Below are 16127 nucleotides of genomic sequence, written 5' to 3'. Positions count from 1 at the left end.
CCGGTTATCACGCCAAGCCCCGCAAAATGGCGGTTATCTTAAAGCAAAACGGCGACCATTGGCCGCCGTTTAGTGCATCGATGAGGATTTAGACGACCGGCGCCGGCTCAGCCTTGACCGCAGGTTTCGGCAGCGACGACAGGAACGCCATGATCAGCGCCGCCAGATACGGCAGCGATTGCACCAGCAGCATCACCACCCAGAAGCGCATGTCGTTGCTCGGCATGCCGTTGACCAGATAGATCCCCAGCGCCGCGCCCCACAACAGCAGCATGATGAACAGCTCTTCCCGCGCTTCGGAAATCGCCACCCAGAAACCATGGTTGTCGGCGTTTTTCGGTGTGCGGAAGAACGGAATGCTGGTGGTGAAGAAGCCGTACAGCACCGCTTTGGCGATGGTGTGCGACAACGCCAGCCCGGCCAGTGCCGCGCAGAATGCATCTTTCAGGTTCACGCCGACGGCGCGACGGTAGAGGAAGATGATCTTGCCGACCTTGAACACGAACAGCGCCAGCGGCGGAATTGCAAAGATCAGCAACGGCGGATCGACCCGCTGCGGCACGATGATCATCGCCGCCGACCACAACAGCGCGCCGACGGTGAAGAAGATGTTCATCCCGTCCGCGACCCACGGCAACCAGCCCGCGAGGAAGTGGTAACGCTGGCCGCGTGTCAGTTCGGTGTCCTTGCCGCGCAGCAGGCTGCGGGTGTGGCGCTTGATGATTTGAATCGCGCCGTAGGCCCAGCGGAAACGCTGTTTCTTGAAGTCGATAAACGTATCCGGCATCAGACCCTTGCCGTAGCTGTCGTGGTAATACGCCGCCGACAGGCCTTTTTCGAACACGCGCAGACCGAGTTCGGCGTCTTCACAGATGCACCAGTCGGCCCAGCCCAATTCTTCCAGAACCGAGCGGCGGGTCATGGTCATGGTGCCGTGCTGAATGATCGCATCACGGTCGTTACGGGTGACCATGCCGATGTGGAAGAAGCCTTTGTATTCGGCATAGCAGAGCTTCTTGAAGGTGCTTTCGTTCTGATCGCGATAATCCTGCGGCGACTGCACCACGGCGATTTTCGGGTCGGCGAAGTGCGGCACCATGTGCTTCAGCCATTTCGGGTGCACGCAGTAATCGGAGTCGATCACGGCGATGACTTCGGCGTCTTTGGCGGTGTGCGGAATCAGGTAGTTCAGCGCGCCGCCCTTGAAACCAGCCAGGGGCGAGACGTGGAAGAACTTGAAGCGCGGGCCGAGGGTTGCGCAGTAGTCGCGCACCGGCTCCCACACCGCCGGATCCTTGGTGTTGTTGTCGATGATCAGGACTTCATAGTCCGGATAATCCAGCGCGGCGAGGGCGTCGAGGGTCTGTTTGACCATCTCCGGCGGCTCGTTGTAGCAAGGCACATGAATCGAGACTTTCGGACGGTAGTTGGAGTCGCCCTCGACCGGCAGGAATTCGCGCCGGCGTTTGTGAATCCAAACCGCTTCGGCCAGTTCATGCGCCTCGGTAAGCAGCACGATAAACACCCCTAGCGCACCGAGTGCCAAGAGGAAGCCGACCGTCAAACTGAACCACGTGCTGTATTGCAGGCTGTAGTCGTAACCGATCCACACCAGCACCGAACCGCAGAGGAAGGCGATAAAGGTCAGGAAGATCCGCCCACGCTGACGCAGGGCCGAGCCGTCGATCATCAGCAAAGTCAGCGACAGCAGCGCCAGCACCACCGAGCCGATCGCCAGCACGCGCCACTGCGGGATCGCGACCACCGGGCCTTCGAAGTTGAATTTCTGCTGACGCGCGGCGTTGAACACGCCCCAGTACGCGCCCACCGAACCTTCGTCGCTGGCCTTCCACGGCTGGTCAAACGCTTCGATCACGAAGTAGTTGAAGCCTTGGCGGTTGAGCTTGTTGACCAGCGTACGCAGGTAAATCGCTTGATCCGCCGGCGATGCATCGGCGCCACCGCGCATGCGACCGTTGCTCGGCCAGCCGACCTCGGAGAGCAGCAGCGGTTTCTTCGGGAAGAGTTTTTTCAGGTCGCGGGCGCGATCGAAAACGAATTGCCCAGCCTTGTCGACCGGAATAAATTCCCAGTACGGCAGAACGTGCGCAGCGATCAGGTCAACGTGCTTGGCCAGCTCCGGGTGTTCTTCCCAGACGTGCCATTGCTCGGAGGTGGTCACCGGCACTTTCACTGCCGCGCGCACGCGATCGAGCAACACGCTCAGCTCTTGCGCAGTGATTTCCTTACGGAAGATCGCTTCGTTCCCGACCACCACGCGAACCACGCTGCGCGAAGTGTTGGCCAGTTCGATGGCGCGCTGGATTTCCCGTTCGTTGCGTTCCTGATCGGGGCTGATCCAGATCCCCAGCGTCACGCGCAGGCCGAATTCTTCAGCCAGTTTCGGAATGTCTTGCAGCGAACCGTCGACCGAGTAGATGCGGATGTTGTCCGTCAGCTTGCTCATGATCTCCAGGTCGCGGCGCATTTCTTCGTCAGACGGATACTGATCCTTCTGCGGATATTGTCCCTGCTGGAACGGCGAATAGGAGAAACCGGAGATCTGCTCCGGCCAGTTCGGCGCGGAAACCGGGCGATTGATCAGCGCCCAGAAACCGGTGAACAGGGCAGCGATTGCCAGAACCACCACCAGGTTGAGTCCAAATTTACGCGATGACATAGCTATTTCGGGTTCCAAAGGCTGTGGAACGAAGGAGTCGGTTGGCGTTGCGCCTTTCTTATTGCAAAAGGGCGCGCATCCTACACCGGCAGTCCGCCAGTCGTACATCTGACAGGGAAATGCCCGACATTGGGCAGCCGACTTTGACTTAAGTTCTTACACTTGTAGCTGGAAGCTTAAAACTTGTCGCTGTGTAGCCCTATAATGCGCGCCGGTTTTTGGGGTAATGGTCATGAGTACAGAAGATCCGCGGTTTGCAGGCATCGCCCGTTTGTATGGCATCGAAGGTCTGGCGCGTTTGCGCGCGGCCCACGTGGCGATCGTCGGCGTCGGTGGCGTCGGTTCTTGGGCGGCGGAAGCCATGGCCCGTTGTGGCGTCGGCGAGATTTCGCTGTTCGACCTCGATGACGTCTGCGTCAGCAACGCCAACCGCCAGTTGCACGCGCTGGACAGCACCGTCGGCAAACCCAAGGTCGAGGTGATGGCCGAGCGTCTGCGCGGGATCAACCCGGACTGTACCGTGCACGCGGTGGCGGATTTTGTTACGCGTGACACCATGGCTGAATACATCACGCCGAACATCGATTGCGTGATCGACTGCATCGACGCGGTCAACGCCAAAGCTGCGCTGATTGCCTGGTGCAAACGCCGCAAGATTCAGATCATCACCACCGGCGGCGCGGGCGGGCAGATTGATCCGACGCTGATTCAGGTGTGTGACCTCAACCGCACGTTCAATGACCCGTTGGCCTCGAAAGTGCGTTCGACGTTGCGTCGTGATTATGGCTTTTCGCGCACCGTGACCCGGCATTACAGCGTGCCGTGTGTGTTTTCCACCGAGCAACTGCGTTATCCGAAGCCGGATGGCAGCATTTGTTTGCAGAAAAGTTTTGTTGGCGACGGCGTGAAGCTGGACTGCGCGGGTGGGTTTGGTGCAGTGATGATGGTTACCGCGACGTTCGGGATGGTTGCGGCGACCAAGGCTGTGGACAAGATTGTGGCGGGTGTTCGGCGCCCGGCGGAGCGGGTCAAACCTCAGGTTTGATGCTGGGGCTTATGGCCTCATCGCGAGCAGGCTCACTCCTACAATTGGAATGCATTCCCCTGTAGGAGCTGTCGAGTGAAACGAGGCTGCGATCTTTTGATCCTGTTTTCAAGATCAAAAGATCGCAGCCTGCGGCAGCTCCTACAGGGTGGAGGCCAGATCATTCATCCGCTGAAGCACTGCATTGAGGCCATTGCTGCGCGAGGGCGATAGCTGACGCGAAAGGCCGAGCTGATTGAACCAGTCCGGCAGATCAATTTGCTGCAACTCCGCCGCTGACAGTCCGTTCACTCGCAACAGCAACAACGCCACCAACCCGCGAATCATCCGCGCATCGCTGCTCGCCGCGAACTGCCAATGACCGTCACGCAATTGCCCAACCAGCCACACCTGACTCTCACAGCCATGCACCCGATTGACTTCGCACTTGTCGGCGTCACTTAGCGGTGGCAACCGATCACCAAACTGCATCAACAACCGCGCGCGCTGTTCCCAACCCGCCGCGTTTTGAAACGTTTTCAGCGCCTCGGCAGCCTCGACCGGCAAGCTCATCGCAACAACTCCAGCGCCTGATCCAGCGCTTCAAAGAAGCGTTCCAGATCCTCCGAATCGTTGTACAACGCCAGCGACACGCGAATCGCCCCGGCCAGCTCGAAGCTTTTCAGCAACGGCATCGCGCAGTGATGTCCGGCGCGCACGGCAATACCTTGTTCTGTCAGCAAGTGCGCCAGATCAGCGTTATGCACACCTTCAACGACAAAACTCGCCAGCGCCAATTGCGGCTTGCCCAACAAACGAATGCCATTACGAGCAGCGAGGCCACGCAGCAGATAGTCATGCAGCGCCGCTTCGTGGGCCGACACTGCGTCCTGATCGAGCCCGGCCAGATAATCCAGCGTCGCACCTAGGCCGATCACACTGGCAATCGGCGGTGTGCCCGCTTCAAAACCCAGCGGAGCAGGGCGGAAGCGCGCGTCGTGGTAGTTGGCTTCCAGCACCATTTCGCCGCCAAACTGCCAAGGCTTCAGTTGTTCAAGCGCAGCATTGCGCCCGAACAGAACGCCCAAACCATCCGGCCCATACAGCTTGTGGCTGGAAAACACGTAGAAGTCGCAACCCAGCGCCTGCACGTCATGCCGGCCATGCACTACGCCTTGCGCGCCATCGACCACGGTCAACGCGTTTTGCGCCTTGGCCATGCCCAGCAGCGCCGGCAATGGCTGCCAGGCACCGAGCACGTTGGACAACTGACTGACCGCCAGCAAGCGTGTACGCGGGCCAATCAAATGCACGGCAGCCGCGAGGTCAATCAAACCGTCAGCATCCAGCGGCAGAATCACCAGTTTCAGATTGCGCCGTTGCGCCAGTTGCTGCCACGGCAGCAGATTGGCGTGATGCTCCAGGGCGCTGATGACTATTTCATCGCCCGGATGGAAAAGATGTTCCAGGCCATAAGCCAGGAGGTTCAGCGCACTGGTGGCGCCGTGGGTAAAGATGATCTGCCCGCTGTCTCCGGCATTCAGCCATTGCGCAACCTTGAGCCGACTGTCCTCGAACGCCTGCGTCGCGTGAGCGCCGGGCAGGTGTTGGGCACGGTGCACATTGGCCGCGCCATTGGCGTAGTAATGCGTCAGCGCGTCGAGCAGGGCCTGGGGTTTTTGCGTGGTGGCGGCGTTGTCCAGATAGGTCTGGTCTTGCCGTTGCAGCGCGGCGATGGCCGGGAAGTCGGCACGCCAGGGGGAGGCAATCATCATCTGTTCAGCCCTGTGAACTTGGGCGGATATACACCGCCCCCTGTAGGAGCCGAGCTTGCTCGCGAAGCTTTTGGCTGCCTCAAGGACGCCTTCGCGAGCAAGCTTTGCTCCTACAGAAGTCGGATGAGGCTGCTTAGTTGTGAGCGTGCAGCGCTTCGTTCAGTTCGATCGCCGATTTGTGGGTTTTGCATTCCACAGCACCGGTTTCCGAATTGCGACGGAACAGCAGGTCAGCCTGACCGGCCAGCTCGCGCGCCTTCACAACTTTAACCAGATTGTTGTTTTCGTCGAGCAGCGCAACCTTGGTGCCGGCGGTCACGTACAGGCCCGACTCCACAGTGTTGCGGTCGCCCAATGGAATACCGATACCGGCGTTGGCGCCGATCAGGCAGCCTTCGCCAACCTTGATCACGATGTTGCCGCCGCCCGACAGAGTGCCCATGGTCGAGCAACCACCGCCCAGATCGGAGCCCTTGCCGACGAATACGCCAGCGGAAACGCGGCCTTCGATCATGCCCGGGCCTTCGGTGCCGGCGTTGAAGTTGATGAAACCTTCGTGCATCACGGTGGTGCCTTCGCCGACGTAAGCGCCCAGACGCAGACGTGCCGCGTCAGCGATACGCACGCCGGCCGGAACCACGTAGTCGGTCATTTTCGGGAACTTGTCCACCGAGAACACTTCCAGCAGCTCGCCACGCAGACGGGCTTCCAGTTGCATTTCGGTCAGTTCGCTCAGGTCGATCGCGCCCTGGCTGGTCCAGGCCACGTTCGGCAGCAGCGGGAAGATGCCGGCCAGGCTCACGCCGTGCGGCTTGACCAGACGGTGCGACAGCAGGTGCAGCTTGAGGTAAGCCTCAGGGGTCGAGGTCAGCTGTGCATCTTCGGCCAGCAAAGTGGCGACCAGCGGCTTGTGGCTTTCGGCCAGACGGGTCAGCAGTTTGCCTTGCACGGCGTCGATGCCTTTCACGGCTTCAGCCAGTTGCGCCGCCTGAGCGGTGGTGAAGGTGATGGCCTGGTTGCCTTCGGTGTACCCGAGGATTGGCGCCACGGCAGCGACCAGTTCGGCCGAAGGATTGAGCAATGGCTGGGCGTAGAACACTTCCAGCCACGCGCCTTGACGGTTCTGAGTGCCGACACCAAAGGCGATGCTGAACAGGGAATTGGACATGTAAATACACCTCTACAAAGAGTGACGGGCTGCTTACTTCAGAGCGGCCGCGTAGATATCTGGCTTGAAGCCAATCAGGGTTCGGTCACCGAGATCGAGCACCGGGCGCTTGATCATCGAGGGTTGAGCGAGCATCAGTTCGATGGCTTTCGATTGGTCGAGATCGGCTTTGCGTTCGTCGTCGAGTTTGCGAAAGGTCGTGCCTGCGCGGTTCAACACCGTTTGCCAGCCGTGCTCGTCACACCATTGGGTCAGGTGCTCACGGTCGATGCCGGCGCTTTTGTAATCGTGAAAGTCGTAGCTGACAGCGTGCTCATCAAGCCAGGTGCGCGCCTTTTTCATGGTGTCGCAGGCTTTGATGCCGAAAAGGTGCAACGTTTTACTTGAAACGGTCAAGGAATTGCCCCCTTTACAGGTGCTGGAGAAAAATGGTGACGGATTATGCCATGACCCTTCGGCGAATACGCAAAACCCTGTAGGAGCTGTCGAGTGAAACGAGGCTGCGATCTTTTGATTGTGTCTTTAAAGATCAAAAGATCGCAGCGTGCCGCAGCTCCTACACATTGTTGTGCGGACATCATTTGGGGCGTGTGCGACATAGGTGCAAACGCCAGACGCATGCTAAGCGGCTAATATGGCAGTTCAACGCTGTCGATTGTCTGAGATTTCCGCTTTATGCAAACCGCTTACACCGTCCTGATCCTGCTGATGCTGGTCAGCGTCTCGCGTCTGGTCGGACGGGTCATCCCGCTGCCGCTTCCTTTAGTGCAAATCGCCGCCGGTGCCTTGCTCGCTTGGCCGACGCTGGGTTTGCACGTGGCCCTCGATCCCGAATTGTTCCTGTTTCTGTTCCTGCCGCCGCTGCTGTTTTCCGATGGCTGGCGCATGCCCAAACGCGAATTCTGGCATCTGCGCGGGCCGATTCTGACGCTGGCGGTGGGCCTCGTGCTGTTCACCGTGGTCGGCGCCGGTTACTTCATTCACTGGTTATTGCCGACGATTCCGTTGCCCGTGGCTTTCGCCTTGGCGGCCGTGTTGTCGCCGACCGACGCCGTGGCCGTCTCGGCTATTTCGCAGAACCGCTTGCCGACCCCGCTGATGCACATCCTGCAGGGCGAGGCGCTGATGAACGACGCTTCGGGCCTGGTGACCTTCAAGTTCGCCTTGGCCGCAGCCATCACTGGCGTGTTCTCGCTGACCAACGCCAGCCTGACCTTTGTCGTCGTGGCGCTCGGTGGTCTGGCCGTCGGCGTGGCGCTGAGCTGGCTGGTCGGGCGCCTGCGCTCGTGGATGATTGCGCGCGGCTGGGATGATCCAGCGACGCACGTTGTATTTATGTTGCTGCTGCCGTTCGCCGCGTATGTCTTGGCTGAACGCCTCGGCGTGTCGGGCATTCTGTCGGCAGTGGCGGCGGGGATGATGCAGAGCTGGCTCGACCTGTTGCCCCGGCAGACCAGCACCCGCTTGCTCAACCGCAGCGTCTGGTCGCTGCTGGAATTTGCTTTCAACGGCTTGATCTTCCTGCTGCTCGGCCTGCAATTGCCGGACATCATCAAAGCCGTGGTCAGCCACGAACCGACGTTGTGGCCGACATTGTTCTATCGCTGCCTCGACGTCGTGGCGATTTTCCTCGCGTTGGTATTGCTGCGGTTTATCTGGGTGCAGAGCATCTGGCGTTTGTCGGTGTTGCTAAGGCGTGTGCGCGGCAAAGGCGAGTTGACGCAAATACCGACCGCACGTTCCTGCTGGTTGCTGACCGTCGGCGGTGTGCGCGGCGCGGTGACGCTGGCGGGTGTGATGTCGGTGCCGATGCTGATGGGCGCGGAGGCATTTCCCGAGCGCGACTTGCTGATCTTCATTGCCGCCGGAGTGATTCTGCTGTCACTGGTGTCGGCGTGCATCGCGCTGCCACTGTTGCTGCGCGGCATCGAAAAGAGCCCGGACGACAAGCGTCGCCAAGAAGTACGCGATGCCTGGCGCAAAACCTCCGAAGCAGCGATTCACTCACTGGAAACCGAGGAGCTCCCACCGCAGGATGCCGCTCAAGCGGCGCTGGCGGCAGAGCTCAAGGCGCGGATCATGTCTGAATATCGCCATCAACTCGACGTGTTCAACGACTCCGCCGAAGCGCAGGCGATGGCGTTTCAGATGGATCTGCTGGAGCGGCGTTTGCGTTTGAAGGCGCTGCGAGCGCAGCGCCTGGAACTCTACAGCCTCAGCCGTCATCACCAGATTGGTGATGATGTGTTACGTGAAGTGTTGGGAGAGCTCGATTTGAGTGAAGCAAATCTTGGACTGGTCAAATAGATACCCGTTGTAAGCTCATGGATTGTCCAACAGGTCTTTCCAAGGAACACTGTCTGGATCTTTTGGGTAAAAAAAACGGGCGGCTTTTATATCTTTTTCGCTGAGTTCATTGTTCTCGCCGACTTCGAAAACGCCGTCGGTGAGTTCCGCATCGACTTCATAGTGCATGATGGAGGTCGTGTCGTAATCAGTGTCTGCAACATTGTCCGGATCGACGGTATTGAGGATGTTGTGATCAACACGCTCTTTATCCCACTCATGTTCCTCAAGATAGTAGGCGTAGACCTTCTCTTTGTTCCAGGGGATGTTCGCATCGCGATGCATGTGTTCATGCTCGAAGCCCAGTACATGTCCGATTTCGTGACGTAGAGTCGCTATAAAACCTTCCTCGCCAATCGGAATGGCGAGGTAAAGGGTTGCTTCACTCTGCTCAATGATTAACGCATCAGTGCCGATGGTTGAGCAACTATCGTCACAAACGGTTCGGATTCTGATCTCGGCATCCTCGTCCTCTGACAGTTGGAAGTCTATATTCGCATATCGCTGCCACCCCCAGAACTCCGCCATGTAAACCATCTTTCCAATGAACGAATGAGGATCTAAAAAGCGTACTCTCAATGTCCTGCCCGCTCTCCAGAATTTCTTGAAATAACCAGTTGCCCTGATACCGTGCCCCATGGCGTTTGGTGCACGAGTGTTCGCAGGGTTTTCCCGGAGCGCTGCGTGATGGGAGGCACTCTCATCGTGTGGGCGAATTATCGAACAAGGTTTGTTATGTTTCATTTAAAGTTCCTTTTTAAATAGTTTTTTCAATCTGCTTGAATCCAGCAGTTCGAGATGTGGTGCGGTTTTTTACAAAGTGTTGGTCGATATCTATTTGAGTGAAAAAAATAGACGGCAGGTTTACACCGGATAGGGATAAGCCTTCGCCATGAAGGCCTTGTCGTTGTCGCTAAGTTCCAGGTTAAGGAGATTCTGGAAGTCGCCTTTGGTCCAGGATTGGGGGATGAAGTAGTGCATGACCGACTTGCGGTCGTAGCCCGAGTAAATGCTGTCTTCGCGATCGGCGCAATCAATATACAAATCGTGCAGCCAGTCGCGCTTCGAGCCCGTCAACTCATTATCTTCATCCGGATCGTCAGTCAGTCCATGTGATTCGTAGATCGTTGACAAGTCCCAGGGGATGTCGGCCAGCGGGTGAGTCTGTTCGTGTTCGGCACCCAGCATATGACCAAACTCATGCATGACATTGGCGGCGAAAAAACGGGGGCGTTCAGCCAGGTGTGAACCGAGCTGCATCGTTGCGCCTTCGTCATGAAGCAGTGCGTCAGTGCCGACGGCGGAAAAGAAAGCGCCACCGTCGCAACGAATGCGGATATCACCTGCATGACCTTCAACGAAATCGAAGTTCAAATTGATGTGCGGCAGCCAGCTGCTCGCGGCGGCAATGATTATATCTTTGGCCTCCTGTGTACCATTGAGAAAGGCAATTGTAAGTGTGCGGCCGGGCGTCCACAGTTTGGGTGGGTTGTTTGTTGCCCACATTGTTGTTCTTCCTTGAGTTGGTTTTTATTTGTAGCCGAGTGCAGTAGCGCACGACCGAATATAAGTCGTGGGCAAGAAGGAAGAGAGTCTTTAGTTGTCTTGAAGTGTAACTTGCATGGGCAAGTTAACGTGCCAGATTGCCTGGCACGGTATTCAGTTGTTTATTTTTGACGAGTAATAAACGCGCGAATTCGTTCCGCCGCTTCAACGCATTCAGCCAACGGCGCAACCAGCGCCATACGCACACGGCCGGCACCCGGATTAACGCCATCGACATCACGGGACAGATAAGAACCCGGCACCACAGTGACATGCTCTTGTTCGAACAAATCACGGCAGAACGCCGCGTCATCACCGTTCACATTCGGCCACAGATAGAAGCTGCCATCCGGACGATGCACGTCCATCACCGGGCTGAGGATTTCCAGTACTGCGTCGAACTTCTCGCGGTACAGCGCACGGTTGGCGCGCACGTGTTCTTCGTCGTTCCACGCGGCAACGCTGGCCAGTTGCGTTTGTACCGGCATCGCGCAGCCGTGGTAGGTGCGATAGAGCAGGAAGCCTTTGAGGATGTCGGCATCGCCAGCAACGAAACCGGAACGCAGGCCCGGCAGGTTGGAACGCTTGGACAGGCTGTGGAAGACCACGCAACGTTTGAAATCCTTGCGGCCCAGTTCGACGCAAGCGGTGAGCAGGCCCGGCGGCGGGGTTTGCTCGTCGAAGTACAGTTCGCTGTAGCACTCGTCGGCGGCGATCACGAAGTCGTATTCGTCGGCCAGGGCGATGAGTTTTTTCAGCACATCGACCGGGATCAGTGCGCCGGTCGGGTTGCCCGGCGAGCACAGGAACAGGATCTGGCAACGCTTCCAGATGTCCGGCGATACCGCGTCGAAATCCGGGTTGAAGCCGTTTTCGTCGAGGCACGGCAGATAGTGCGGCTTGGCCCCGGCGAGGAACGCGGCGCCTTCGTAGATTTGATAGAACGGGTTCGGGCTGACCACCAGCGCATCGTCGCCGCGATTGACCACGGTCTGGGTGAAGGCGAACAGCGCTTCACGGGTACCGTTGACCGGCAGCACGTTGCGCGCCGGATCGATCCAGCCGCTCGGCACGCCGAAACGACGCTCGCACCAGCCGGCAATGGCTTCGCGCAGGGCCGGGATGCCCAATGTGGTCGGGTACACCGCCATCTGATCCAGACTGTTCGCCAGCGCTTCGGCGACAAAGCTTGGCGAGCGATGTTTCGGCTCGCCGATCGACAGCGCAATCGGGCGTTTGTCCGGGTTCGGGGTGACGGTGCCGAGCAGGGCGCGGAGCTTTTCGAACGGGTAGGGCTGGAGCTGGTTCAGAGCGTTGTTCATTGGGGCCTCTTTAAGTGTGAAAGGGGAGCCATTGTGGCGAGGGGATTTATCCCCGTTCGGCTGCGAAGCAGTCGTAAAACCTGTGCGCGCGGACTTTCAGTCAAATCGCAGTGAATGGTTTTAGGGCCGCTACGCAGCCCAACGGGGATAAATCCCCTCGCCACAGGGGAAATTCATTGATTCAAATACTGATACGCGAAAGCTTGATATCCGGTTCCTGATTGACGCTCAACTGCTCAACAATCGCATCCTGCAAACGGCTGCACAGCAGCGGGTCGGACAGCGGCTGGTTGTGCGCGTCGGTGATAAAGAACACGTCTTCCACCCGCTCGCCCAAGGTCGCAATCTTGGCGTTCTGCAGCGACAGGTCGAACTCAAGGAAAATCCCGCCGATCCGCGCGAGCAGTCCCGGCCGATCCGGGGCGGTCAGTTCCAGCACGGTCACCGGGCGCTGGGCGTCGTTGTGGATCGTCACCTGCGGCGCGAAGGCAAAATGCTTGAGCTGGCGCGGCACTCGACGCTGAATGATCGTCGGGTAGTCATCCGGGTTGCGCAGCGCTTCGGTCAGGCCTTCGCGGATCTGTTTGACCCGCGTCGGGTTGTCGCCGATGGACTCGCCTTCGTTGTCGAGCACGATGTAGGTGTCGAGGGTGAACTGACTGCTCGAGGTGATAACCCGCGCGTCATGAATGTTCAGGTTGAGCTGATCCATCGCCGCCACGGTCACCGCGAAGAAGTCGTGCTGATCCGGTGCATAAATGAAGATCTGCGTGCCGCCCTCGAACTCGCGCTGGGTGGTTTCCTTGATCAACACCAGCGGCCCGCCATCGACCGGTTGCTGCAGGATCGCATCGCTGTGCCAGGCCACGTCGCCGGCGGTATGGCGCAGGAAATAGTCATCGCCCAACTGCGCCCACAACTGCTCGACGTCGTCCGGATCGGTGCCGCCGCGCACCAGAATGTCCAGTGCCGCGCTTTGGGTCTGGCGGATCTGCTCTTCGCGATCCACCGGGTTTTCCAGGCCACGACGCAGCGCGCGTTTGGTCTCGGTGTAGAGCTGACGCAACAGGCTCGCTCGCCACGAATTCCACAGTGTCGGGTTGGTCGCGTTGATGTCGGCCACGGTCAGCACGTACAGGTAGTCGAGGCGGGTTTCGTCGCCGACTGCCTGCGCGAAATCGTGGATCACCTGTGGGTCGGACAAGTCCTTGCGCTGCGCGGTGGTCGACATCACCAGATGGTTCTGCACCAGCCAGACAATCAGGCGGCTGTCCCACACCGGCAACTGATGGCGCTGGCAGAACGCCTCGGCATCGACCGCGCCGATCTCCGAGTGGTCGCCATGCCGACCCTTGCCGATGTCGTGGTACAGACCGGCCATGTAGATCAGTTCGGGCTTGGGCAGTTTCGCCATGAGTTTGGCGGCCAGCGGGAATTTTTCCGACACCTGGGTGTACTGCAATTTGCGCAGGTGCTTGATCAGATTGAGCGTGTGCGCGTCGACCGTATAGATGTGGAACAGGTCGTGTTGCATCTGCCCGACGATAAAACCGAACTCCGGCAGATAACGCCCGAGAATGCCGTAGCGGTTCATCCGGCGCAGGTTGCGGTGGATGCCGATCTTGCACTTGAACAGCTCGATGAACAGGCTGGTGTTGCGAATATCGTTACGGAAATTGTCGTCGATCAGGTGACGGTGCTCACGCAGCAAGCGAATGGTATCGGCACGTACGCCTTTGATTTCCGGCTGCTGGGCCATCAGCACGAAGATTTCCAGCATGGCGAATGGCGTGCGGCGGAACACGTTGTCGTTGCGCGCTTCGATGTAGCCGTCATGCAACTGGAAACGTGCGTTGATCGGCTGCGGCGGCGCTTCGTCTTCCGGCGCGAGGATGACTTCCTCGAAGTGCTGGATGATCAGGTCGCTGAGCTGGGCGATGCTCATCACTACGCGGAAATACTGCTGCATGAAGTTTTCGACGGCCTGTTTGGCGTCGTCACCTTCAAAACCCAGCAGGCCGGCAATGGTGCGCTGGTGATCGAACAACAAGCGGTCTTCGGAACGGCCAGCGAGCATGTGCAGGGCGTAACGCACTTTCCAGAGAAATTCCTGGGAGGAGGCGAGCAGGGCGTTTTCGCTCTCAACGAGGAAACCTTCGCCAGCGAGGGCGCGCAGGTTCAGCGTGCCGTATTGGCGACGCGCAACCCACAGAATGGTCTGAATATCCCGTAGTCCGCCGGGGGAGCCTTTGACGTTGGGTTCCAGGTTGTATTCGGTGTCGTTGTATTTGTGGTGGCGCGCCTTTTGCTCGGCGCGTTTGGCCAGGAAGAATTCCTTCGCGGGCCACATGTGTGCGGTGCTGGTGACGTCAAGCATGCGCTGACGCAGACGCTCGGGGCCGCAAATGGTGCGGCTTTCCATCAGGTTGGTGACCACGGTCAGGTCGGCGCGCGCCTCTTGGGCGCATTCGTCGACAGAGCGAACGCTCTGACCGACTTCCAGGCCGATGTCCCACAGCAAAGTGAGAAAACGCTCGATGGAATCACGGAAGACTTCGTGGTCAGCGCTGTCCAGCAGGATCAGCAAATCAATGTCGGAATACGGGTGCAACTCACCACGACCGTAGCCGCCGACCGCGACCAGCGCGATGTCGGCGTCTTCGCTCCAGTTGAACTGCTCCCAGGCCTTTTGCAGGATGTTGTCGACGAACCAGGCACGGTCTTCGATCAGGCGGCGGATGTCGCGGCCATTGCGAAAACGCGTGTCGAGTACCTCGCGAGCCTGGCGGATCGCCTTCTTGAACGCCGCGATAGGACTCGCTTTGAGGGCCAGTTCAGCCTGGAACTGGCCGCGGTCGAAGAGTTCGGGATCCACCTGCGGCATTGATTGGCTTTCCTTCTATAAGGCTGGGAGCGTTTGCTGGATCAGGCCGAGATGCGCGGGATGGTGTCGTCGGCGCGCAGGGTGAAGATCTCGTAGCCGGTGTCGGTGACCAGCAGGGTGTGTTCCCACTGTGCCGAGAGCTTGCGGTCTTTGGTGATCGCGGTCCAGCCGTCGCCCAATACTTTGGTGTCGGCCTTGCCCTGATTGATCATCGGTTCGATGGTGAAGGTCATGCCGGCCTTCAGTTCCATGCCGGTGCCGGCGCGGCCGTAGTGGAGGATCTGCGGCTCTTCGTGGAAGACCTTGCCGATGCCGTGGCCGCAGAACTCGCGAACGACGGAGAAACCGTTCTTTTCCGCGTGCTTCTGGATCACTTCACCGATGTCGCCGAGGCGGCAGCCGGGTTTGACGATTTCGATCGCCTTGTACATGCATTCCTGAGTGATCTGCGACAGACGCTCGGCCCAGACCGGCACTTCGCCGACGTGGAACATGCGGCTGGTGTCGCCGTGGTAACCGTCTTTGATCACGGTCACGTCGATGTTCAGGGTGTCGCCGTTTTTCAGCGGCTTGTCGTTCGGGATGCCGTGGCACACCACGTGGTTGATCGAGGTGCAGATCGACTTCGGGTAGCCCTTGTAGTTGAGCGGGGCAGGGATGGCTTGCTGCACGTTGACGATGTAATCGTGGCAGATCTGGTTCAGCTCATCGGTGGTGATGCCCGGTTTGACATGTTCGGCAATCATTTCCAGCACATCGGCGGCCAGTTTGCCGGCGACACGCATGCCAGCGATGTCCTCGGGGGTTTTGAGGTTGACGGTCATACAGGCTCTCTCTGCGCTCGGCGGCGCTTGCTGATACGAATAGGGTGGCAGGTGTGCGTTTTGCGACCCTGAAAAACGCGATTCTAACAGACGCACGGCGCAATTCAGTGCCTGCGTGCATCGCTTCTCTCTATACAATGGTGCCCCTGAAGCCGATTCCAAGGGGGCTGCGCCCATGTCCTTGGTGCGAATACAGATTTCGTGTTCCGTTTCTGCGCACCCTGTGGTATAAAATGCGCCGCTTTCCGGGGATACCCCGAAAAGCTTAAATCCACACACGTGTCGACACGATGACCTGGGTGCTTTTGGCTTTATGCCACTGGTTGGTCATTGGGATACGTGGAGGCCAAACCCGACTTATTAAGGAACTATCATGTCCCAAGTCAATATGCGCGATATGCTGAAGGCCGGTGTGCACTTCGGTCACCAAACCCGTTACTGGAATCCGAAAATGGGTAAGTACATTTTCGGCGCGCGTAACAAGATTCACATCATCAACCTTGAAAAAACCCTGCCAATGGTCAACGAAGCTCTGCCTTTCGTAGAGCGTCTGGCCCAG

The 16127-nt window shown here is 58.7% G+C and carries 13 protein-coding genes; 3 read left to right on the top strand and 10 right to left on the bottom strand.

The features are described 5' to 3' along the window. Positions 1-88 precede the first annotated feature (88 nt). Complete coding sequence (locus tag ACIP66_RS19600) at positions 89-2680, bottom strand: glycosyltransferase (RefSeq protein WP_400650128.1); 2592 nt, start codon at positions 2678-2680, stop codon at positions 89-91. A 226-nt stretch (positions 2681-2906) separates the two neighbouring features. Here ACIP66_RS19600 and tcdA point away from each other — a divergent pair, with 226 nt between their 5' ends. After that, on the top strand, positions 2907-3725 hold the full coding sequence (tcdA, locus tag ACIP66_RS19595; protein ID WP_008078446.1) for a tRNA cyclic N6-threonylcarbamoyladenosine(37) synthase TcdA: 819 nt from the start codon (positions 2907-2909) through the stop codon (positions 3723-3725). Between the two features lie 141 nt (positions 3726-3866). Here the strand turns inward: tcdA and ACIP66_RS19590 are convergent, their stop codons facing one another. The 4 genes from ACIP66_RS19590 to ACIP66_RS19575 form a co-directional block, all read right to left on the bottom strand. After that, on the bottom strand, positions 3867-4277 hold the full coding sequence (locus ACIP66_RS19590; RefSeq protein WP_400650125.1) for a SufE family protein: 411 nt from the start codon (positions 4275-4277) through the stop codon (positions 3867-3869). Next, positions 4274-5479 carry an aminotransferase class V-fold PLP-dependent enzyme gene (locus tag ACIP66_RS19585; protein WP_400650122.1) on the bottom strand — a complete coding sequence of 402 codons (1206 nt, stop codon included), beginning with the start codon at positions 5477-5479 and terminating at the stop codon, positions 4274-4276. Before ACIP66_RS19585 ends, ACIP66_RS19590 begins: the two co-directional genes overlap by 4 nt. Positions 5480-5612: 133 nt before the next feature. Then, entirely contained in the window at positions 5613-6647 is a 1035-nt protein-coding gene (dapD, locus tag ACIP66_RS19580) for a 2,3,4,5-tetrahydropyridine-2,6-dicarboxylate N-succinyltransferase (RefSeq protein ID WP_053117606.1), read from the bottom strand. Positions 6648-6680: 33 nt separating this feature from the next. Then, positions 6681-7043: an ArsC family reductase gene (locus ACIP66_RS19575; protein ID WP_016985102.1), complete on the bottom strand. Its 363-nt coding sequence runs from the start codon at positions 7041-7043 to the stop codon at positions 6681-6683. Between the two features lie 279 nt (positions 7044-7322). Here ACIP66_RS19575 and ACIP66_RS19570 point away from each other — a divergent pair, with 279 nt between their 5' ends. Beyond that, positions 7323-8954 (top strand): Na+/H+ antiporter, encoded by a 1632-nt coding sequence (locus ACIP66_RS19570; protein ID WP_400650118.1) that lies wholly within the window; start codon positions 7323-7325, stop codon positions 8952-8954. Between the two features lie 15 nt (positions 8955-8969). Here ACIP66_RS19570 and ACIP66_RS19565 read toward each other — a convergent pair whose 3' ends face one another. The 5 genes from ACIP66_RS19565 to map form a co-directional block, all read right to left on the bottom strand. Next, entirely contained in the window at positions 8970-9737 is a 768-nt protein-coding gene (locus tag ACIP66_RS19565; protein ID WP_400650117.1) for a M12 family metallopeptidase, read from the bottom strand. Between the two features lie 120 nt (positions 9738-9857). Beyond that, positions 9858-10499, bottom strand: coding sequence for a hypothetical protein (locus ACIP66_RS19560; protein ID WP_400650115.1), 642 nt, complete (start codon positions 10497-10499; stop codon positions 9858-9860). Between the two features lie 161 nt (positions 10500-10660). Continuing rightward, positions 10661-11860: a succinyldiaminopimelate transaminase gene (dapC, locus tag ACIP66_RS19555; RefSeq protein WP_400650112.1), complete on the bottom strand. Its 1200-nt coding sequence runs from the start codon at positions 11858-11860 to the stop codon at positions 10661-10663. 181 nt (positions 11861-12041) lie between these two features. Beyond that, positions 12042-14744: a [protein-PII] uridylyltransferase gene (locus ACIP66_RS19550; protein ID WP_053117617.1), complete on the bottom strand. Its 2703-nt coding sequence runs from the start codon at positions 14742-14744 to the stop codon at positions 12042-12044. A gap of 41 nt (positions 14745-14785) precedes the next feature. Then, entirely contained in the window at positions 14786-15568 is a 783-nt protein-coding gene (gene map, locus ACIP66_RS19545; protein WP_105707334.1) for a type I methionyl aminopeptidase, read from the bottom strand. Between the two features lie 373 nt (positions 15569-15941). On the opposite strand from map, the gene rpsB reads away from it, so the two are divergent. Further along, positions 15942-16127: 30S ribosomal protein S2 (rpsB, locus tag ACIP66_RS19540; RefSeq protein WP_400650108.1), on the top strand; the 186-nt coding region annotated here is incomplete at its 3' end.

Source organism: Pseudomonas sp. NPDC088429 (genome assembly GCF_044753305.1).
In the GTDB taxonomy this organism is placed as follows: Bacteria; Pseudomonadota; Gammaproteobacteria; order Pseudomonadales; family Pseudomonadaceae; genus Aquipseudomonas; species Aquipseudomonas rustica.
This window is presented reverse-complemented; position numbering and strand designations above follow the sequence as displayed.

Bases quoted from the DNA above. Each gene is read 5' to 3' on its own strand.
- ACIP66_RS19600 (WP_400650128.1), bottom strand. From the start codon at position 2,680: ATGTCATCGCGTAAATTTGGACTCAACCTGGTGGTGGTTCTGGCAATC.
- tcdA (WP_008078446.1), top strand. From the start codon at position 2,907: ATGGTCATGAGTACAGAAGATCCGCGGTTTGCAGGCATCGCCCGTTTG.
- ACIP66_RS19590 (WP_400650125.1), bottom strand. From the start codon at position 4,277: ATGAGCTTGCCGGTCGAGGCTGCCGAGGCGCTGAAAACGTTTCAAAAC.
- ACIP66_RS19585 (WP_400650122.1), bottom strand. From the start codon at position 5,479: ATGATGATTGCCTCCCCCTGGCGTGCCGACTTCCCGGCCATCGCCGCG.
- dapD (WP_053117606.1), bottom strand. From the start codon at position 6,647: ATGTCCAATTCCCTGTTCAGCATCGCCTTTGGTGTCGGCACTCAGAAC.
- ACIP66_RS19570 (WP_400650118.1), top strand. From the start codon at position 7,323: ATGCAAACCGCTTACACCGTCCTGATCCTGCTGATGCTGGTCAGCGTC.
- ACIP66_RS19565 (WP_400650117.1), bottom strand. From the start codon at position 9,737: ATGAAACATAACAAACCTTGTTCGATAATTCGCCCACACGATGAGAGT.
- ACIP66_RS19560 (WP_400650115.1), bottom strand. From the start codon at position 10,499: ATGTGGGCAACAAACAACCCACCCAAACTGTGGACGCCCGGCCGCACA.
- dapC (WP_400650112.1), bottom strand. From the start codon at position 11,860: ATGAACAACGCTCTGAACCAGCTCCAGCCCTACCCGTTCGAAAAGCTC.
- ACIP66_RS19550 (WP_053117617.1), bottom strand. From the start codon at position 14,744: ATGCCGCAGGTGGATCCCGAACTCTTCGACCGCGGCCAGTTCCAGGCT.
- map (WP_105707334.1), bottom strand. From the start codon at position 15,568: ATGACCGTCAACCTCAAAACCCCCGAGGACATCGCTGGCATGCGTGTC.